We start from the raw sequence: 13,668 nt of genomic DNA, 5'->3' as shown, positions 1-13,668 counted from the left end.
CGGCAATCCTCGCCGTCTGCTAGCCGCGCCGGCGACTCGAAGTACCGCAGGCCCGTTGCTGATGACGACTGGCGGGTGAGTTGCCTCATGAATTTCTAACGGGTGGTTCCCCATGCTGGGGGCATGGATGAGTTGGCGGCGGTCGCGCATGTGTTGCGGCGCACCACCTTCGGGCCGTTTCCGGGGCAGGTGGCGGCCCTCGTGGACCGCGGTGGTGCCGGGGGTGTCATCGACAGTGTGCTGGCCGCAGCTCCGGTGGTGCCGGCGACGCCGGTGTTCGACGAGGAGGCCGATGCCGCTTCGAATGGGCCGGTTGGTTCGTGGCTGCGGGCCATGGCGGATCCGGCGGCCGGGGTGCACGAGAAGATGGTGTGGTTCTGGCACGGGCATTTCACGTCGAGTCATGACAAGGTCGACACCTGGGATCTGATGTGGCGGCAGCACCTGTTGTTCCGGAAATTCGCGCTGGGGAACTTCCGGGAGCTGGCGCAGGCGGTGACGGTGGACGGGGCCATGCTGCAGTGGCTGGACGGTGCCGGGTCGGTGGCGCAGGCGCCCAATGAGAATCATGGGCGAGAGCTCATGGAGTTGTTCACCCTCGGGCGGGGGAATTACGCGCAGCGTGATGTGGAGGCGGCGGCGGTCGCGTTGTCCGGCTGGAGTGTCGACGACCACGGGTCGGTGGCATTCGATCCGGAATCCGGGAATCAGCGGGCCGTGGAGCTGCTGGGACGCCAGGTGACCACCGTCCGCGATGCCGTCGACGTGCTGTGCGATCGGCCCGAGAGCGCGCGGTTCATCGCCGCGAAACTGCACCAATTCCTGGTCGGCCGGGTCGCCTCGGAGCAGCGGGTGGCCGAGCTGGCCGCGGTATTCACGCAGGCGCGCTTGGAGATTCGGCCCCTGGTGGCGGCGATCCTGCACGATCCGTCGTTCGCGGAGGCGAGGTACACGCGCCCGCGCTATCCGGTCGAATGGGTCACCGCCGCCCTCGCCGTGTGCGGGATCGACAATGCGGCAACCGCTTTCGAGACGATGACCGCGCTCGGTCAATCGCCGTTCTATCCGCCGAATGTGGCGGGCTGGCCGCCGGGGAATCGGTGGGTCGCGCCGGGTACGGCCGTCGCGCGAGCGGCGCTGGCGGTGAACGCGCCCGCACTGACCGAGATCGCGGGGGCCGGCGACCAGGTCGCGGCGGCGTTCACCCGCGCCTCGATCTTCGACCCGAGCCCCGGAACCCGCACCGCCGCCCGCGATCTGGCGTTCGAACTGCGCCGGTACCCGGAACAGGCCGCGACGGCTCTGCTGGCCCTGGTCATCACCTCGCCGGAATTCACGCTGGCATGAACCGGAAGGACTTCCCATGGTCTCGTTGAATCGGCGCACCGTGCTGCGAGCGGGTATCGGCGCCGGGGCGGTGGCCGCGGTCGGCGGGGTGGCGAGCCATCGGCTGCTCGGCTCGTCGGGTGCGCCGGAGGTCTGGCATCCGCCCGCGCCGGTACGGGCGGCGGCGCTCGGCCAGCGGCGGCTGGTGGTGATCGAAATGGCCGGGGGCAGTGACGGATTGTCGATGGCCGTACCCTACGCCGACTCCCGCTACCGCGACCTGCGGCGCGGCGCCGCCATCGCCGCCGAGCACGTGCACGCCATCGACGGCGCGCTCGGCTTGCATCCGCAGCTGAGAGAACTGGCAGCCACAGGCGTCTCGGTGATTCCGGGCGTGGGCACCGCCAAGCCCGATCTGTCGCACTTCGAGATGCTGCACCGCTGGCAGACCGGCGATCCCGAGGGCACTGCCCGCCCGGACACCGGATTCCTCGGGCGGCTCTGCGACCACCTCGGCGACCCGGCCGCACCCGCGGTGGGCGTGTCGCTGGGCGTCGGCGCCACACTCGCGCTCGCCTGCGAACGGGTCACCACACTGTCCGTGGATGCCGGAGACGACGGCCTGTTCCCGGTTTTCGAGGACGAGAACGTCCGCGCCGCCTGGCTGGCAGCCCAGCGGGCCATGGCGCACCCCGACCGCTCCGACGCACCGCTCTTCGCCACCGCCCGGGCGGGCAGCGCGGCCGCACTGCGATTCTCGGATGTGGCGGCCACCCTCCCGGCGGCCGCGGACGGCTATCCGGGCAGTGACCTGGGTGTCCAATTGCGTTTGGCCGCACGGCTGCTCGCCGACGACAACCATGGCTTGCGCATCGTGCACGTCCCCATGGGCGCGGACTTCGACACCCATGCGAAGCACCCGCGCCGCTACGAGACCCTGATGCGGGAGCTCGACACGGCGCTGGCCGCCTTCCGCCGGGACCTGGCCGCCCGCGGCATCGCCGATCGCGTGCTCGTGGCCGCGTACAGCGAATTCGGCCGCCGCGTCCCGGTGAACGACTCGGACGGTCTCGACCACGGCGCGGCCGGGACGGCCCTGCTGCTCGGGCCGACGAATCCCGGCGTCTTCGGGGAAACGCCGTCACTGCGCGACCTCGACGCGGACGGCAATCTGCGCGCGACGGTCGATATGACCGAGTTCTACGCCACCCTCGCCGAGAGCTGGTTCGGCGTCCCGGCCGGGGACGTCCTGCCCGGCTCCCCGCGCCCGCTGCCCGGGGTCGTGGCCGCGTGACCGGTACGGATGCTGTAATTGCGCAGGTGCGGGTACTCGTGTGTGAGGACGACAGGAATCTGGGCGACGAGGTCGCGGCCGGGCTGCGCGCGGCCGGTTTCGCGGTGGACCTGGCCCGCGACTGCGCCGACGCCGACCTGAAGATCACCGTCAACACCTACGACTGCCTGGTCGTCGACCGCGGCCTGCCCGACGGCGACGGCCTCGACCTGGTGCGCGCCCATCGGGACTCCGGGCAGCGCACCCCGGTCGTCATGCTCACCGCCCGCGACGCCCTCGCCGACCGGCTCGACGGCTTCGCCCACGGCGCCGACGACTACCTCGTGAAACCGTTCGCGATGGACGAGCTCGCCGCCCGTGTGGGCGCGCTGTGCCGCCGCCGGGAGCTGCCCGCACCCACCCGCACGGTCGTCGGCACCCTCGTGGTGGACCGGCCGCGTCGCCGCGTCCACCGCGCGGGCACGCTGCTCACCTTGACCCCCAAGGAGTTCGGTGTCCTGGAGCTCCTCGCGGTCCGCGCCGGAACCGTCGTGACCCGCGCCGAACTCATCGAATGCTGCTGGGACGAAATGGCCGAACCCGCGTCGAACGTGGTCGACGTTGTAGTAGCCCAGCTGCGCCGCAAGCTCGGCGCCCCGCCCCTCATCGAAACCGTCCGCGGCGCCGGTTTCACCATCACGCCGTGAAGTTCCGGCGGCGCACGACATCCCACGGTCGCCCCGGTGATGCGGGCGCGCGACCGGCGAACGCCGATCCTGGTGCGGCCGACCATGATTCGCGCGGCCGGCTCGCGCGCTGGCGGCGAAGCAGGCCTACGTCGCAACCCACCACTCCGGGCCGGCTGCGGCGCACGCGGTGGCTGCTGACCGGGCTGTTCACCGCGCTGACCGCCGTCTGCCTGATCGTGCTCGCGTCCCTCGCGGCCTCCATCGATGCGCATTCGCGGGAGAAGGCCCTGGACGCGGGCGTCGACCGGGTGGTGACCGGGCTGGCGCGCGAGGTGTACTGGAACGAGGACGGCGGCATCGACCTGGAGACCGTGCGCGGTGACGACGATCTGGCGAGCGGCCCCAGCGCCGTCGCGATTCTGGTCCGCGACCAGAACGGCCACTGGCAGGAACTGTTCGTGCACAGGCGATCCGGGCTGCCCGCGGACCTGACCGGGCTCGCGCAGCAGGCCGCCGATGCCGAGGACACCCAGTGGCACAGCCGCACCGACCGCGACGGCAATCCGGTACGGCTGGCGGCGGCCCCGGCCTGGGACAACGACTCCACCGTCGGCGCCGTCGTTTTCGCGGGCGGCGACCCGGCGCCGGGGGAGGGCGACCACCGCAGCCTGGTCGTGGCCCTGTGGGGCGGCGGGCTGACCCTGGTGGCGCTGGCCGCCCTGGCCGGGCACCTGCTGTCCGGGGTGAGCATGCGCCCGGCGGTGCGCATGCTCGACCAGCAGGAGCGCTTCCTGTCCGAGGCCTCGCACGAATTACGCACGCCCCTGGCCACTTTGCGGCTCTATCTGGATGCCGCGCTGCGTGATCCGGCCGACACCCGGCGCGCGGTCACCGACGCCCGCGCGCTCACCGACCGCATGGGCCGCATGGTGGCCGGGCTGCTGGCCCGTACCCGCGCCGAAACCGGTGTGGGCGAACTGGATCGGCAGCGCCTGCACCTGGACCAGCTGGTGGAGGGCGTGGTCGCGGAATGCGGCGGCGACGTCACCCTGACCGCGGAACCCACTGCGGTGCGGGCGGATCCGGATCTGCTGGCGCTGGCGGTCCGCAATCTCATCGACAATGCCCTGGTGCACGGCGGCACGCCCGTGGAGGTGCGGGTGGCGGCGGGGCAGGTGCTGGTGCGCGATCACGGGCCCGGCCTGGATCCCGCGCTCACCGATCCCTTCCGGCATGGCGCGGTCGGAGCGCGCGGACACCACGGCATCGGCCTGTCACTGGTGCGATGGGTGGCGACCGTCCATTCCGGTTCGGTGACCCTCGCTCCCGCGTCGGGCGGCGGCACCCTCGCCACGCTCGCGCTGCCGGTCGCGCCCGAGGATGTGCCGGGCAGCTCGGCGGAGTTGTCGTGATCTTCATCACATCGGGCGTAGGGTGGCGCGGTGCCTTCCACTCGAGTCGAGAAGTTCGTCGGTGCCCCGCGTCCGAATGTCTTCCGGGCGCTCCTGGATGCGCATTCGGTGCGCACGTGGATGGTTCCCGACGGCATGACCAGTCGCATCCATGAGTTCGATCCCCGCGTCGGCGGGCGGATCCGAATCTCGCTGACCTATGACCTGCACACCCGGGCGGGGAAGACGGCCCCGCACACCGACACCTTCCACGGTGTGTTCGCCCGGGTCGTGCCCGATCGCGAGGTGGTGCAGACCCTCGAATTCGAAACGGACGACCCGGATCTGCGTGGCGAGATGACGGTGACCTACACCCTCGACGACGTCCCGGGCGGGACCCGCGTGACCGCGTGCCACGAGAACCTGCCGCCTGGACTCTCGCCCGACGAGAACGAGATCGGCTTCCGCGCTGCCCTGGCCAAACTCGCCGAGCACGCCGAGCAGGCCGCCGAGGACTGACATCGCCCGCGAAATCCACTGGCACCGCCCGCGAGATCGCCGTCGATCCCTCGGCATTGCGCGGCGACGACCGCTGCCCACCGAGATGACCTGTGCGCTACCAGGAGATGACCGGCAGAACAAGCCTGGATGACCAGCCGGAAATTCGTACAGTTGATTGGTATGGCGCTGCCGGGTTTTCCGAATCCGTCCGGCGTCGCCGACTACGACGACCGGCGGCGTCGCGCGCGCCTGCGCGCGACCCGTTCGGGCGTCGGCTGGGTCCGCTGGCGGCGGACCCGGCTGCTGGTCCTGCGGCTGAGCCTGGTGCCGCTGGTGGCGCTGGGCGCCTTCGCCGAATACATGGGTCTGGACGTGCTGCCGGAGCAGGCGCGGCTGGCGCGCACCGAACCCGCGGTGCTGCCCATCGCGGGCCCGTCGGATGCGCAGGCCGGCGACACCGCCGTCTTCGATCTGGTCGGGCTGGGTGTCCTCGACGCCAGTGACACCGCCCGGGCGTTGCCGTCGCTGCGGCGGCTGGGATCGGTGTGGGCGGTGCGCTACGACAATGCCGGTATCGACACCAAGGTCATCTCGGATCTGATCGTGAAGGTCACCGACGCGGCCAAGGTGCCGAATGTGGTGCTGACCGGGCACAGCATGGGCGGGGTCATCGCGCTGGAGATCGCCAAGCACCTGCACCAGGACAGCAGGAAGCGGGTGCGGGCGGTGATCCTGGACTGCACTCCGGTGGATCTGAACGCGGTCCGCCCCGAGAGCCGCGACCAGGGCGAGGAAATGCTGCGCTGGATGGGCTGGGTGCCCGGCGCGCGGGAAAGCCGGCTGCTGCGGCTGATCGTGGAAACGTATGCGCGCCATGAGAGTTTCGTCGGCGGACGCTATGTGATCCGTGGCGACGAGTTCCGCGAAGCGGTGCGGAACGTGCTGCGCGACAAGATCCTGAACACCGATGCCGCCAGCAACGGCCTGATCGAGGCCCAGTTCAAGGCCATCGTGGCCGGCGGCGCGGTCGACGATCTGCGGGCGCTGTCCAAACCCGTTGCGGGCAAACCCCGTCCGGCCATCGTGTTCATCCGGCCGCACAACCCGTACGACGATCCGATCGTGGATGTGGAGTACTCGCACAAGGTGCTGATCGACCAGGTCGGCGGCGTGAACGGGACGCTGCTGGTGGTGACCACGCGAACCACCGGGCACGCCAACCCGATCGAGCGGCCGCAGGAGTACAACATGGTCATCGAGCAGCAGGTGGTGCCGTTCGTGCGGCAGGTGCAGGCCGACGAGGCGGCGGTGGTCTCGCTCGGGCGCTGATCCGATCGGCGAGTCAGCGCACCGCGTCGTCAGCGGCCGGGCGGATCAGCGGATGCGGCTGCCCAGCAGGTGGCGGACGCCGCTGACGAACAGCTGCAGCCCGAAGTCGAAACGGGCGGTGGCGTCGGGCATGTCGTAGAGCGGCGAGTTCTCCTCGGTCAGCGCGCCCGCGGAATCCATCTGGATGCGCGACTGCTCGTCCACCGTCTGGCCGAGCACGTAGTACAGCAGCGTGTAGGCGGCGAGCTCGGCTTCCTCGCGCGTCATCCCCGCGCGAATCGCGGCGCTGGCCAGGCGTTCCCGGCCCTTGCTGGTGGTGAGGCGGGAAGCGTATGTGGCCGAGACCAATTCGGCGCCGTCGCGATAGGCCAGCAGGCATTCGCGCAGCCGGTGCGCCAATTCGGTCATCTGCTTGGACCATTCGTCGGCGCGGACCGGTTCGTCCATGGGCGCGAGAATCCGGTCGGCGATCGCACCGAGCAGCGCCTGCTTGTTGGGGAAGTGCCAGTACAGCGCACCGGGCTGGACGTGCAGCGAGCTTGCCAGCCGGCGCATGGTCAGATCCGCCAGACCGTACTGGTCGAGAATGGCGATGGCCCCGTCGACCACGTCCGTGCGATGGAGTTGCACTGAAAAACCCGACCCTCTCGTGTTCCGGCTCACGTACCGGACTGCTAGCCTACCCTGAACACCGTTCAAGTTGCTCGGCCACACCGGTCGGACGAAGGGATTCGCGCGGACATGACTCAGGCAGCCGTCACCACCGATGCTGTGACCACAGCAGGCGATGACATTCTCGCCATCGCCCGCGAGCAGGTGCTCGAGCGCGGCGTCGGCCTGACCCAGGACCAGACCCTCGAGGTGCTGCGCCTCGGCGACGACCGGCTCGAGGAGCTGCTCGGCCTGGCGCACGACGTGCGCATGAAGTGGTGCGGGCCCGAGGTCGAGGTCGAGGGCATCATCTCGCTCAAGACCGGCGGCTGCCCGGAGGACTGCCACTTCTGTTCGCAGTCAGGACTTTTCCAGTCCCCGGTGCGCGCGGCGTGGCTGGACATCCCGTCGCTGGTGGAGGCGGCCAAGCAGACCGCCAAGACCGGCGCCACCGAGTTCTGCATCGTGGCCGCGGTGCGCGGTCCGGACGAGCGGCTGATGGCGCAGGTCGCCGCGGGCGTCGAGGCCATTCGCAACGAGGTCGACATCCAGGTCGCCTGCTCGCTCGGCATGCTCAACCAGGAGCAGGTGGATCAGCTGGCCGCCATGGGCGTGCACCGCTACAACCACAACCTCGAGACCGCGCGCTCGCACTTCCCGAACGTGGTCACCACCCACACCTACGACGAGCGCTGGGACACCCTGCGCATGGTGCGCGAGGCGGGCATGGAGGTCTGCTCCGGCGGCATCCTCGGCATGGGTGAATCTCTGGAGCAGCGCGCCGAATTCGCCGCGCAGCTGGCCGAATTGGAGCCCGACGAGGTGCCGCTGAACTTCCTCAACCCGCGCCCGGGCACTCCCTTCGGTGACCTCGAGGTGCTGCCCGCCGCCGACGCCCTGCGCGCCGTCGCCGCCTTCCGCCTGGCCCTCCCGCGCACCATCCTGCGTTTCGCGGGCGGCCGTGAGATCACCCTCGGCGACCTGGGCGCCAAGCAGGGCATCCTCGGTGGCATCAACGCCGTCATCGTCGGCAACTACCTGACCACCCTGGGCCGTCCCGCCGAGGCCGACATCGATCTGCTCGGTGAGCTCAAGATGCCGATCAAGGCGCTCAACGAAACCCTCTGAGACGGAAGCGGGCTATGGAAAACCGGTACCGTGGCGGTACGGTCTCTCCGGCCCGCTTTACCGTGCACTGCTATTGAGACACGAAGGATCCATCGAGGTGATCGTGGACATCGAGGAGCGCTACAACCCTTTCACGGGTAAGCGGATCGTGCCGGGTCTGGATGATCCGGTTCCCGCGGCCGCCGCTCTGGGCCTCGAGCCCCCGCGCTTCTGCGAACAGTGCGGCCGCCGCATGATCGTGCAGGTCAGCCCCGACGGCTGGTGGGCGAAATGCTCCCGCCACGGTGTTCTCGACTCCACGAGCCTGGAACACCGCTAGTGGCAACCACACTCACCGCCGGGCCGGGCGGACTTCGCGTCGACGTACTGATGCGGGAAGTGCGCGCGGCGGCGGTGGTGTGCACCGTCCTCGTCGCGGTGAGCGCCCTGGCCGGGGTGGTGTGGGCGTTGCTCGCTCCTGCCGAGCAGCTGCTGGTGGTCGAACCCGACCGCGGCACCGCCCTCACCGGCGAGAGCATGCATCGTTTCGACGCCCTCGCCATTTTCGTGCTGATCGGCATCGTGCTCGGTGTCCTCGGCACGGCCGCGGCCTGGCGCTGGCGCCGGGCGCGGGGCCCCGTGCTGCTGTCGGGCATTCTGCTCGGCTCGCTGGGCGGCGCCTTCCTGATGAAGGTGGTGGGGGAGGTCGTCGCCGAGCAGTTGCACACCCGCCCCCAGCATCCTGCCCTCCACTCCATCGTGGATTTCGCTCCCGCCGTGGAGGGTTGGGCCGCGCTGATCGCCCAGCCGCTGGCCGCGGCCGTGGTGGCGCTCCTGCTGACCGCCCTCAGCACCTCCGACGATCTCGGTAGCGGCCAATTCCTCCCGTTCGGCGGCAGCCGCCCCGATCCGGCCGTGCTCGCCGGGCCCCAGTACGGTTCCGCCATCAGCTACGGTCCGTACCCCGGCAACGCGCAACAGGCCATGGGCGTGCGAGAACCCGTGGTGCCCTTCGACGCTCCCGGTTCGCTGCCGGATTCCGGCGCTACCCGCTGACCCGGCTCCGGCAATATTCGCTGGAGCCCGGGCGTTGTACCCCCTACCGTGTTCGCGTCCACGGATCCGAATCACCCAGGGGGACCCCATGAAGCCCGCACCTGCCGATCATGCCGGCTCGGCACCGGCGGAACGCCCCGACCTCACCGCGTGGCGTCAGCGCCACGAACTCCGCAGATCCAATGCGTCCCAACCGATCCCGAGCGGCCGCCGCTACAAGCGCACCGAAAAACACCGCGATCGTTCCCGGGACCGGTGATCGCCTAGCGGTATCCACGTTTGAGCAGGTACTCGGCACCCGCTTGGAATGCAGCCGGGGTGAGGAGTGCGAAGTCGAAGGCATCGGCGAGACGGTTGGTCGTATTGAATGCCACGCAGACCGCCAGGGCGTCCTCGATCTGTTGCGGTGTGACGCCGGCCGACAGCACGTTGCGCATGTCCGCGCTGGTCACCGTGCCCTTGCGAGTGAGTGTGCCGAGCATCCGGAGGGTTGCCCGCAGACCGTCCTCGATGGGCGCCGAATCCACATCGGTCAGCACCGATCGGACACGCTCGTCATCCGCGTAGGCCTGGGCGGCGGTGGCGGTGTGCGCGCCGATGCAGAAGTCGCATTCATTGACCTTGGAGACATACGCGGCCATCAGTTCCCGGTCGGCGATCGACCAGGCCGAGGGGCCACGCATGGCCTCGTGCGTGAAGGTTTTCGCCTGCGCGCCATAGAAGTCGGGGCGGTAGAAGACCAGCTTGGCGGCATCCGGCACGGGTTGGCGGGAGAACAGTCTGATGAGGCCGAACAGGAGCTTGGTCGCCGGGCGGTAGCCGCCGTTGAGAACATCCGGGCGCATCAGGCGTCCTCCGCTGCGGCTGCCAGGGCGGCGAGACCGGCCTCGTACAGCCGGGCCGACTGGCCGACCGCCGCGCAGACAACCAGCTCGAAGAGCTGATCCTGGCTGTAGCCCGCGGCCTCGGCGGCGGCGAAGTCCGCGTCGGCGGTCTGTGTCGGCCTGGTGGCGACCTTGTCGATGAGCTCGCGTAACGGGGGCGGAAGATCGGCGTTGTGAAAGGCGCGGGCGCGGAGGTCTTCCGGCGCCGTGCCCGTCCCGCTCAGCACCCGGTCCACCAGTGCGCGGTGTGCTGCTCGTTTCCTGTCCTCGGTTGCCACGACCGCCTCCGTCGGCTCAGCTACCTGCGTTCCCCTGTGACCACCATAGGACCGCGCTCGATCCCGGCGTCGCGTGCTCCTCCCGTGCCGGGTTCGGGGCCGGTCACGAGGTGTGAATCCTGGTGAAGGGCAACAGGATTTCGGCGGTGCATGAGGGGTTTTCGACGAAGGGGGAGTGTCCTGCGTCGGGGATGGTCGACACTGTCGCACCGGGGACGCTGCGGTATTCGTCCGTGGCGGTGTCGGGGCGCCAGCGGCGGTCCTGGTCACCGAAGATCACCAAGAGGGGTTTGCCGAGGTCGGTGAGGCGGTCCGGGAGGGTGCGCCGGGTGATGTAGTCGGTGCTGGCGGCGTCGGTCGCGATGAGAGCGTGGTAGGTCATGCCGCGCAGGTCGTCGATGAACTGCTGGGGTATCGGGTAGGTGTCGGTGGCGAAGGCGCTGTGCAGGGCCTGACGCAGGAGGTCGTCGGTGCGAACCTGCCAGAGCAGGTCGCCGACGCCGGGGGTGGTGAGCAGCTGGGAGGCCGGGCCTTCGGAGGTGTCGTCGCTCATGGCGGGGCCGGCGTCGATCAGGGCCAGGCCGGTCACCAGGTCGGGGCGTTGTTCGGCGACCGAGGTGGCGACCGCGCCGCCGGTGGAGTGGCCGACGACGAGCGCGTGCCGGATGCCGAGCTGGTCCAGCACGCCGGCGACCCGATGTCCTTGCTGCGGAATCGAATACTCGTCACCGGCGGGTTTCGCGGATCCGCCGTGGCCGAGCAGGTCGACGCGAATGACGTGATAGCCGGGCAGCAGCGGCACCACCTGGTCCCACCAGTGCGCGGACGCGCCGAGGCCGTGGATCAGCACCAGAGCGGGATCATCGGCCGGGCCGTCCTGGCTGATGTGGATGTCCTGGCCGTCGACGGTCAGCGTCGAATCGCCTGTGGCAGCGGCGCTCTGCGGTGTCGTCACCGCGGCGCAGCCCAGCACCAGAAGCACGCTGACGACGGCCGCGGCCACCGGGCGTCGCGGGCCGTACCTGCGGCCACGTTGTTCCCGCCGGTGGCGGGGCTGCTTTCTTTGCTCGTGGCCGGGGAGTCGGGTCGGAGTTTCTTGCGAATGGTCGGGGCATGAGGCTGAGGAATTCACGCACCAACTGTCGCCGTCGCCGTACCCCTCCGGCTTGAACAAATGTTCCGCGGCCTCCACCATGAAGGCGTGCGCGTCACCGCAGCCGAACCTGTCTGGGATGTCGTCTGCCCCTCGCGGCCCGGCCGGCTCCCCGGTATCCGCATGGCCGGCTTCCGCGATCACGGGGTGAATCCTGTTGATCAGCTGGCGCTGCCGCATCCCGACATCACCCTGCTGCTGGAGTTCGGCCCCGGCGCGGTCACCGTCGAGGACGCCGCGGGCCGCTGCGGGGGCAGCCTGGTCGGCGGGCTCGGGACCGCCACCCGGCGCGTGCGCGGCGCCCAGATCGAATGCGTGCAGGTGCGCCTATCACCCCTGATCGCGGGTCCGCTGCTGGGCGTCTCCCTCGCCGAATTGTCCGACGCCCTGGTGCCTTTGGACGCCCTGTGGGGTCGCGAGTCCGCGCTGATCCGCGAACAACTGGCCGAAACCCCGTCGTGGGACCAACGTTTCGCACTGATCGAGGCCCTGCTCGCCCGCCGCTACGCGGACGCGCCATCGGCCGACCCGGAGGTGGTCTGGGCCTGGCGCCGGATCCGCTCCGGTCACGGCCTGGTCCGGGTCGACGCTCTCGCCGACGAACTCGGCTGGACCCGCAAACGCCTGTGGTCCCGATTCCAGACCCAACTCGGCCTGCCCCCCAAACGAGCCGCCACCCTGATCCGCTTCGACCACGCCGTCCACCGCCTCGCCGCCGGCACCGACCCGGCCCGCGTCGCCGCAGAATCCGGCTACGCCGACCAATCCCACCTCCACCGCGACATAGTCGCCTTCTCCGGCATCACCCCCACCGCCGTCGCCGTAACCTCTTGGCTCGCCGTCGACGACATCGCCTGGCCGACCGCTGTGATGACGAGCATGCCGACGGCATCGTGGGTCGATGCGACATGATGATCGGATGCAGATCCTGGGTTCTCATCCGGTTGTGGATGCCGTGCTCGATCGGCATCGGCGGGAGATCGGTGATTCGTTGCCGGTGTATCGGAATCATGTGTTGCGCTGTTTGAACTATCAGCGGTTGCTGCTGGGGGAGGCGGTGCCGGATGTCGCGGCGCTGGCGTGGGCGGTGCACGATCTGGGGATCTGGACGGCGGGAAGCTGGGACTATGTGGATGCGTCGGCGGATCTGGTGGGCTGTCACGCTGCTGAATTCGGGATCGACGATGTCGAGGCTGCACGTCGGATGGTGCTCGAGCATCATCGGCTTCGCGGCGTCGACGATCGGTTGGCCGAGACCTTCCGCGTCGCTGATCGGATCGATGTGACGCACGGGCTGCTTCATCGACCAGTGGCTCGGGCCGAAGTGAAAGCTGTTGTCGCACAGTTACCCTATGTCGGCTTCCACGCATTCCTGGCCCGGCAAGCCGCTCGCTATGCGCTGACCCATCCGACGCGCCCCATGCCCATGGTTCGCTGGTAGTTCCGGCTATCGGTGCGAGTCGGGGATGGCGAAGCCGAATTTGGCGGCGAGGGCCTGGACATCGGCGCGGTCCTTGGGGGCGGGCGGGTAGGCGGTTTTGAAGGTGAACATCCATGGGGCGGCGATGCAGTCGACCTTTTCACCGTCGATGGTGCCGGTGCCGGTCAGGGAATCGGCGGGATAATCGATGCCGTAGGTGACACGACCATCGGCGTCGTGGTCGAACACGTGAATGTCGACCGGGGTGTGCGGGCCCTTGGCCATGACGTAGTTCCACGCCGTGTGGTCCGGCCCGGGGTCGGCGAGATAGCCCATCCCCGTGAGGATTTCGCGCACCCGATCGGCCTGGCAGCGGCGCACCGCGATATCCAGGTCGCTGTGCGGGCGGGTCTGCTCGCCCAGTAGCGCGTCCACGCACCAGCCGCCGTCGATCCAGATGGTGATGCCGGCCCGGGCGCAGGCCCGGTGCAGGTCGAGGACGTCGGCTGCTTCCATGCGGGTCAGCGTAGGGCAGCGCGGTCGGTGCAGGGCGGCGATCAGCGCGGGCGCGAGTCCGCCACCGACGCATCGGCCCTCACCCGACCCGTCC

16 protein-coding genes are annotated in these 13,668 nt (G+C 69.7%); 11 read left to right on the top strand and 5 right to left on the bottom strand.

Annotated elements, in window-relative coordinates:
- Nucleotides 1-123 precede the first annotated feature (123 nt).
- The 6 genes from ACWEQQ_RS14520 to ACWEQQ_RS14495 all read left to right on the top strand — a co-directional run bounded on the left by ACWEQQ_RS14520 (nt 124) and on the right by ACWEQQ_RS14495 (nt 6,509).
- The gene (locus tag ACWEQQ_RS14520) at nt 124-1,347 is read left to right on the top strand and encodes a DUF1800 domain-containing protein (protein WP_452348564.1); all 1,224 of its coding nucleotides are present in this window, start codon (nt 124-126) and stop codon (nt 1,345-1,347) included.
- 16 nt (nt 1,348-1,363) lie between these two features.
- Nucleotides 1,364-2,620 carry a DUF1501 domain-containing protein gene (locus ACWEQQ_RS14515; RefSeq protein ID WP_452348563.1) on the top strand — a complete coding sequence of 419 codons (1,257 nt, stop codon included), beginning with the start codon at nt 1,364-1,366 and terminating at the stop codon, nt 2,618-2,620.
- Between the two features lie 26 nt (nt 2,621-2,646).
- Nucleotides 2,647-3,306, top strand: a complete 660-nt coding sequence (locus tag ACWEQQ_RS14510; RefSeq protein WP_452341106.1) for a response regulator transcription factor — start codon at nt 2,647-2,649, stop codon at nt 3,304-3,306.
- The gene (locus ACWEQQ_RS14505; protein WP_452348562.1) at nt 3,303-4,700 is read left to right on the top strand and encodes a sensor histidine kinase; all 1,398 of its coding nucleotides are present in this window, start codon (nt 3,303-3,305) and stop codon (nt 4,698-4,700) included. Before ACWEQQ_RS14510 ends, ACWEQQ_RS14505 begins: the two co-directional genes overlap by 4 nt.
- 30 nt (nt 4,701-4,730) lie before the next feature.
- A complete protein-coding gene (locus ACWEQQ_RS14500) occupies nt 4,731-5,198 on the top strand; it encodes an SRPBCC domain-containing protein (RefSeq protein ID WP_452341108.1) in 468 nt (155 codons plus the stop codon).
- Between the two features lie 162 nt (nt 5,199-5,360).
- Entirely contained in the window at nt 5,361-6,509 is a 1,149-nt protein-coding gene (locus ACWEQQ_RS14495; RefSeq protein WP_452348561.1) for an alpha/beta fold hydrolase, read from the top strand.
- Between the two features lie 45 nt (nt 6,510-6,554).
- Here the strand turns inward: ACWEQQ_RS14495 and ACWEQQ_RS14490 are convergent, their stop codons facing one another.
- Entirely contained in the window at nt 6,555-7,139 is a 585-nt protein-coding gene (locus ACWEQQ_RS14490) for a TetR/AcrR family transcriptional regulator C-terminal domain-containing protein (RefSeq protein WP_354842849.1), read from the bottom strand.
- Nucleotides 7,140-7,250: 111 nt separating this feature from the next.
- On the opposite strand from ACWEQQ_RS14490, the gene bioB reads away from it, so the two are divergent.
- From bioB to ACWEQQ_RS14475, 3 genes are all read left to right on the top strand, one after another.
- On the top strand, nt 7,251-8,288 hold the full coding sequence (gene bioB, locus ACWEQQ_RS14485; protein ID WP_354842846.1) for a biotin synthase BioB: 1,038 nt from the start codon (nt 7,251-7,253) through the stop codon (nt 8,286-8,288).
- A gap of 103 nt (nt 8,289-8,391) precedes the next feature.
- Nucleotides 8,392-8,607, top strand: a complete 216-nt coding sequence (gene bsaP, locus ACWEQQ_RS14480) for a biotin synthase auxiliary protein BsaP (RefSeq protein WP_354843205.1) — start codon at nt 8,392-8,394, stop codon at nt 8,605-8,607.
- Nucleotides 8,607-9,323, top strand: coding sequence for a DUF2567 domain-containing protein (locus tag ACWEQQ_RS14475; RefSeq protein ID WP_452348560.1), 717 nt, complete (start codon nt 8,607-8,609; stop codon nt 9,321-9,323). Before bsaP ends, ACWEQQ_RS14475 begins: the two co-directional genes overlap by 1 nt.
- Before the next feature lie 263 nt (nt 9,324-9,586).
- Here the strand turns inward: ACWEQQ_RS14475 and ACWEQQ_RS14470 are convergent, their stop codons facing one another.
- From ACWEQQ_RS14470 to ACWEQQ_RS14460, 3 genes are all read right to left on the bottom strand, one after another.
- On the bottom strand, nt 9,587-10,168 hold the full coding sequence (locus tag ACWEQQ_RS14470; RefSeq protein ID WP_452341111.1) for a carboxymuconolactone decarboxylase family protein: 582 nt from the start codon (nt 10,166-10,168) through the stop codon (nt 9,587-9,589).
- Nucleotides 10,168-10,485, bottom strand: a complete 318-nt coding sequence (locus ACWEQQ_RS14465; RefSeq protein ID WP_452341112.1) for a hypothetical protein — start codon at nt 10,483-10,485, stop codon at nt 10,168-10,170. Before ACWEQQ_RS14465 ends, ACWEQQ_RS14470 begins: the two co-directional genes overlap by 1 nt.
- A 103-nt stretch (nt 10,486-10,588) precedes the next feature.
- Nucleotides 10,589-11,488, bottom strand: a complete 900-nt coding sequence (locus tag ACWEQQ_RS14460; protein ID WP_452348559.1) for an alpha/beta fold hydrolase — start codon at nt 11,486-11,488, stop codon at nt 10,589-10,591.
- Nucleotides 11,489-11,686: 198 nt separating this feature from the next.
- Between ACWEQQ_RS14460 and ACWEQQ_RS14455 the strand changes: the two genes are divergently transcribed.
- Both ACWEQQ_RS14455 and ACWEQQ_RS14450 read left to right on the top strand, forming a co-directional pair.
- Nucleotides 11,687-12,550: a helix-turn-helix domain-containing protein gene (locus tag ACWEQQ_RS14455; protein ID WP_452348558.1), complete on the top strand. Its 864-nt coding sequence runs from the start codon at nt 11,687-11,689 to the stop codon at nt 12,548-12,550.
- A gap of 7 nt (nt 12,551-12,557) precedes the next feature.
- Nucleotides 12,558-13,079, top strand: a complete 522-nt coding sequence (locus ACWEQQ_RS14450; protein WP_452348557.1) for a hypothetical protein — start codon at nt 12,558-12,560, stop codon at nt 13,077-13,079.
- Nucleotides 13,080-13,085: 6 nt separating this feature from the next.
- Here the strand turns inward: ACWEQQ_RS14450 and ACWEQQ_RS14445 are convergent, their stop codons facing one another.
- Complete coding sequence (locus ACWEQQ_RS14445; RefSeq protein WP_452348556.1) at nt 13,086-13,574, bottom strand: nucleotidyltransferase domain-containing protein; 489 nt, start codon at nt 13,572-13,574, stop codon at nt 13,086-13,088.
- Nucleotides 13,575-13,668: the final 94 nt, after the last annotated feature.

The sequence above is a fragment of the Nocardia sp. NPDC004123 genome (genome assembly GCF_053603795.1).
Note: the sequence above shows the minus strand (reverse complement) of the source record. Positions and strands in the feature narration are given on the sequence as shown.

Bases quoted from the DNA above. Each gene is read 5' to 3' on its own strand.
- ACWEQQ_RS14445 (WP_452348556.1), bottom strand. From the start codon at position 13,574: ATGGAAGCAGCCGACGTCCTCGACCTGCACCGGGCCTGCGCCCGGGCC.
- ACWEQQ_RS14450 (WP_452348557.1), top strand. From the start codon at position 12,558: ATGCAGATCCTGGGTTCTCATCCGGTTGTGGATGCCGTGCTCGATCGG.
- ACWEQQ_RS14515 (WP_452348563.1), top strand. From the start codon at position 1,364: ATGGTCTCGTTGAATCGGCGCACCGTGCTGCGAGCGGGTATCGGCGCC.
- bioB (WP_354842846.1), top strand. From the start codon at position 7,251: ATGACTCAGGCAGCCGTCACCACCGATGCTGTGACCACAGCAGGCGAT.
- ACWEQQ_RS14470 (WP_452341111.1), bottom strand. From the start codon at position 10,168: ATGCGCCCGGATGTTCTCAACGGCGGCTACCGCCCGGCGACCAAGCTC.
- ACWEQQ_RS14520 (WP_452348564.1), top strand. From the start codon at position 124: ATGGATGAGTTGGCGGCGGTCGCGCATGTGTTGCGGCGCACCACCTTC.
- ACWEQQ_RS14495 (WP_452348561.1), top strand. From the start codon at position 5,361: ATGGCGCTGCCGGGTTTTCCGAATCCGTCCGGCGTCGCCGACTACGAC.